Annotated in this window: 4 protein-coding genes; 2 read left to right on the top strand and 2 right to left on the bottom strand. The window is 64.2% G+C overall.

Annotated elements, in window-relative coordinates:
• Positions 1-95: 95 nt before the first annotated feature.
• Complete coding sequence (locus F0Q45_RS24560; RefSeq protein WP_149656370.1) at positions 96-524, bottom strand: nuclear transport factor 2 family protein; 429 nt, start codon at positions 522-524, stop codon at positions 96-98.
• 202 nt (positions 525-726) lie between these two features.
• Here F0Q45_RS24560 and F0Q45_RS24555 point away from each other — a divergent pair, with 202 nt between their 5' ends.
• Positions 727-1,722, top strand: a complete 996-nt coding sequence (locus F0Q45_RS24555) for a carbon-nitrogen hydrolase family protein (RefSeq protein WP_149656369.1) — start codon at positions 727-729, stop codon at positions 1,720-1,722.
• A gap of 103 nt (positions 1,723-1,825) precedes the next feature.
• Here F0Q45_RS24555 and secG read toward each other — a convergent pair whose 3' ends face one another.
• Positions 1,826-2,059 (bottom strand): preprotein translocase subunit SecG, encoded by a 234-nt coding sequence (gene secG / locus F0Q45_RS24550; protein ID WP_149656368.1) that lies wholly within the window; start codon positions 2,057-2,059, stop codon positions 1,826-1,828.
• 69 nt (positions 2,060-2,128) lie between these two features.
• Here secG and ppc point away from each other — a divergent pair.
• Positions 2,129-4,353: phosphoenolpyruvate carboxylase (gene ppc / locus F0Q45_RS24545; protein WP_149656367.1), on the top strand; the 2,225-nt coding region annotated here is incomplete at its 3' end.

The following is a 4,353-nucleotide window of genomic DNA, read 5'->3' as shown; positions in this document are numbered from 1 at the left end:
CTGACGGCCGGCCTCGACGAGTGCTTGGCGTGTCGCGTCGGTGTGGTCTGAGCGCCGGCTGCGTCCTTGGCGTGCGGCGGGTTTGGCTCCTGAGATCATGCCCGCTGCGCCCGCGTGGTCACTGATCGCAACCAGCTGAGCCAGGTTGACGGATGCTTGAGGATGGTCAACATCAGTGGAAACGAGTCGAAATAACTCACCCGCTCCACGGCTTTGTCGCCCCGTAGCGAGAACCGATCGACGACTGGCCACTCGACCACTTCATTCCCGAACCGCGCGATCAGTCGGAACTCGATAAAGACCACGTCGCCGACACGGCTCCACCGATCAACTTCGCCCCGCAGGTCAGGAAGCCAACTCAAGATCCTGGTGAACTCTCGCTGGGCCGCCGCCAGACCGTGCCGGGGCGGTGCGAGCGGCTGTACCAGGAGCACGTCGAGATGAAGCAGGTCGCTCAGGCGATCCGGCGATGGCGCCTTCCAGAAGTCTGCGAACCTGTCGGCAAACTCTTCGGTTACGTTCATGCCTCGCCGTTCCCGCGCCGTAGCTGCGCGCCTCGAGTTGCCGAAAGCGCCGATCATCTTCACATACTGCTAGTATGTAGCATACTAGCAGTATGTGAAGGTAGCCGATAGCAGCCGTAATTCTCCGCTTCGGACCTGATGTATTCGAAATCGGTTGCGGGGCAGTGAGTTAGGATGTTTAACGATTTGTTCGAGGTAGCTCATGCCGGGCACCACCAAGGTAGCGGCGGTTCAGATATCGACAACGACTGGACAGCTCGAGCAGAACCTTTCGCATGTTCGGGCCCTCACCGAAGAAGCGGTGGCGCGGGGAGCGGAAATCATTGCGCTTCCGGAGTTCTTCACGGGCGCGCTGGCGCCGTCGGTGGAGGCGTTTCGGGTCGCGCTACCGGCAGGCAACAACGCGGCGACTGATTTCCTGCTCGAGGTTGCGACGACGCATCGCAAATACATCGGCGGATCGCTGCTTGTCGCAGCCGGCAACGATCTGTTCAACCGGTACTACCTGGCTACCCCTGGGGGAAAGCTGCACACGCACGACAAAGACCTTCCGACGATGTGGGAGAACTGCTTTTACATCGGAGGCCATGACGACGGCGTCTTTGCGACCGAACTCGGAGGCGTAGGTGCCGCCGTATGCTGGGAACTCATCCGCACCCGGACGCTGGCCAGGATGGCTGGTCGCGTCCAGCTGGTGATCACCGGCACGCACTGGTGGGACCTGCCCAGCAATTGGCCTGCCGTGCCCCACCTGCTCAGATCGGCCGCGCGTACCAACCGCGAGCTCAGCGAACAAGCACCGGTCGAGTTCGCGCGCCACCTGGGAGTCCCTGTGATTCAGGCCAGCCACTGTGGGACCTTGGCCGGTGATTTCTACCTCGCCGCGCCATCCAACGTCCGGCTGCCATATCGCACGTTCTTCGTTGGCAAGACGCAGATCGTGGATGGATGGGGTCGAGTGGTTGCAGCGCGAAACACCGACGAAGGGCCCGGAGTGGTGGTGGGCGACGTGCCGTTGGGGCGAGTTCGAACAACAGGATCGGTGGCGCTGCCCGATCGATTCTGGATCCCCAAACTGCCTGTGCTGCATCGCCTCTACTGGACGCACCAGAACTGGGCAGGCAAGGGCATGTACAAGCGCCTAGGGCGGCGCAGCGGCCTGGACGCGGCGGCGGCTAACGCCGCGATGGGCGGGTAGCGGGTTGTCACACGATGCCGTCGGAAGACTCAGCCGGCGGAGCGGATCGCTGGACGGACTCAAATTAACCAGCTGCAGTGGGTGAGTGATGTGCGGTTGGAGGTCAGCGGTACTTGATCAACAACGCCACGCCGATAATGCACACCAACCAGATCCCCGTGATGAACAGGGTCAATCGGTCCAAGTTCTTCTCGACGACGGTCGACCCGGACAGGCTGGACTGCACACCGCCGCCGAACAGGGTCGACAAGCCGCCACCCTTCGCGCGGTGCAGCAGCACCAACAACACCACCAGCACACTGGTGATCACCAGGGTGATCTGCAGCGCCAATTCCATGACCCGAAGCCTACCGAACAGCCGGCTGACAACACGCGCCGGGCGAGCCAGTCACCGATACTGGAACACATGGCTGAAGCCACCGATACCGCGTTGGACCCTATCGGCGATGTGCACCGGACCCGGGTCGGTCGCGACGCGACCGAGCCCATGCGGGCCGACATCAGGCTGCTGGGCACCATCCTCGGCGACACAGTGCGCGAGCATAGCGGTGCCGAGGTCTTCGAACTTGTCGAGCGTGCCCGCGTGGAGTCCTTCCGGGTGCGGCGCTCCGAGATCGATCGTGTCGAGATGGCGCGAATGTTCGACGGCATCGACATCCACCAGGCCCTCCCGGTCATCCGTGCTTTCAGCCATTTCGCGTTGCTAGCCAACGTGGCCGAAGACATCCACCGGGAACGCCGGCGCGCCATTCACGTCGCCGCCGGCGAACCGCCGCAGGACAGCAGCCTGGCCGCCACCTATCTGAAACTTGACGTGAAAAGAGCGGCAGCCCAGCTGGACTCGGCCACTGTTACCGACGCGCTGCGGGGCGCGGTGGTATCCCCGGTCATCACGGCCCACCCCACCGAAACCCGGCGGCGGACCGTTTTTGTCACCCAACACCGCATCACCGAGTTGATGCGGCTGCATGCAGCGGGGCACACCGAGACCGACGACGGCCGCAACATCGAATTGGAGCTGCGCCGCCAGGTCCTCACGTTGTGGCAGACCGCCCTGATCCGGCTATCACGGCTGCACATCAGCGACGAGATCGCGGTTGGGCTGCGGTTGTACTCGTCGGCGTTCTTCAAGGTAGTCCCGCAGGTCAATGCGGAGGTCCGGGAGGCGTTGCAGGCCCGATGGCCCGAGGCCGACCTGTTATCGCAGCCCATGGTGCAACCGGGTTCCTGGATCGGCGGTGACCGCGACGGCAATCCCAACGTCACCGCCGAGGTGGTAAGGCTAGCCACCGGAAGCGCCGCATACACCGCGCTATCGCATTACCTGGCCGAGCTCGACCAGCTCGAGCAGGAGCTATCGATGTCGTCGCGGCTGCTCAACGTCACGCCGGAGCTGACCGCACTGGCCGACGGCTGCCAGGAGCAAGCCCGCGACGACGAGCCGTACCGGCGGGCGTTGCGGGCGATCCGCGCTCGGCTTAGCGCTACGGCCGCGCAGATGCTGGACCGGCAACCGCAGCAGCTGCTTGACCTGGGCTTGCCGCCCTATGCCACGCCCGCCGAACTGCGCGCCGATCTCGATACCATCGACGCGTCGCTGCGTACGCACGGCAGTGCGCTGTTGGCTGATGACCGGCTGGCATTGCTGCGCGAAGGCGTGCACGTTTTCGGTTTTCATTTGTGCGGCCTGGACCTGCGGCAAAACTCCGACGTGCATGAAGAGGTGATCGGCGAGCTGCTGGCGTGGGCCGGCGTGCACCCGGACTACGGCTCGTTGCCCGAAGACGAGCGGGTCGCACTGCTGGTGGGCGAACTGAGCACCCGGCGTCCCCTGATCGGTGACCGGCGGCCGCAATTGTCCGACGTGGCCCGCGGCGAGCTGGACATCGTCACGGCCGCGGCGCACGCGGTCGAAACTTACGGTGCGGCGGCGGTGCCCAACTACATCATTTCGATGTGCAGGTCGGTATCGGACATGTTGGAAGCGGCGATCCTGCTGAAAGAGGCCGGACTACTGGATGTTTCGGGACCTGAGTGGTATTGCCCAGTGGGTATCTCGCCACTGTTCGAGACGATCGAGGATCTGCATCACGGGTCGGCGATTCTGCAGGCGATGCTGGACATTCCGCTTTACCGGGGCTATGTGAGAGCGCGGGGTGGAATTCAGGAGGTGATGCTGGGTTACTCCGACTCCAATAAGGATGGTGGATATTTAGCCGCCAACTGGGCGGTCTACCGCGCCGAGCTCGCACTGGTTGAAACGGCCCGCGCAGCGGGAATCCGGTTGCGGCTCTTCCACGGTCGTGGCGGCACCGTCGGCCGCGGCGGCGGGCCCAGCTATCAGGCCATCCTGGCGCAGCCGCCGGGCGCGGTCAGCGGCTCGCTACGTCTGACCGAGCAGGGCGAGGTGATCGCCGCCAAATACGCCGAACCGCAGATGGCGCGGCGCAACCTGGAGAGCCTGCTGGCTGCCACCTTGGAATCGACGCTGCTCGACGTTGAGGGCCTCGGGGACACGGCGGCGCCGGCCTACGCGGTGCTCGACGAGATTGCCGCTCTGGCGCAGCGCACCTACGCCGAGTTAGTGCATGAGACACCGGGTTTCGTCGAATACTTCATGGCTTCCACGCC

It is taken from the genome of Mycobacterium simiae (genome assembly GCF_008370645.1).
GTDB lineage: Bacteria > Actinomycetota > Actinomycetes > Mycobacteriales > Mycobacteriaceae > Mycobacterium > Mycobacterium simiae_A.
Note: the sequence above shows the minus strand (reverse complement) of the source record. Positions and strands in the feature narration are given on the sequence as shown.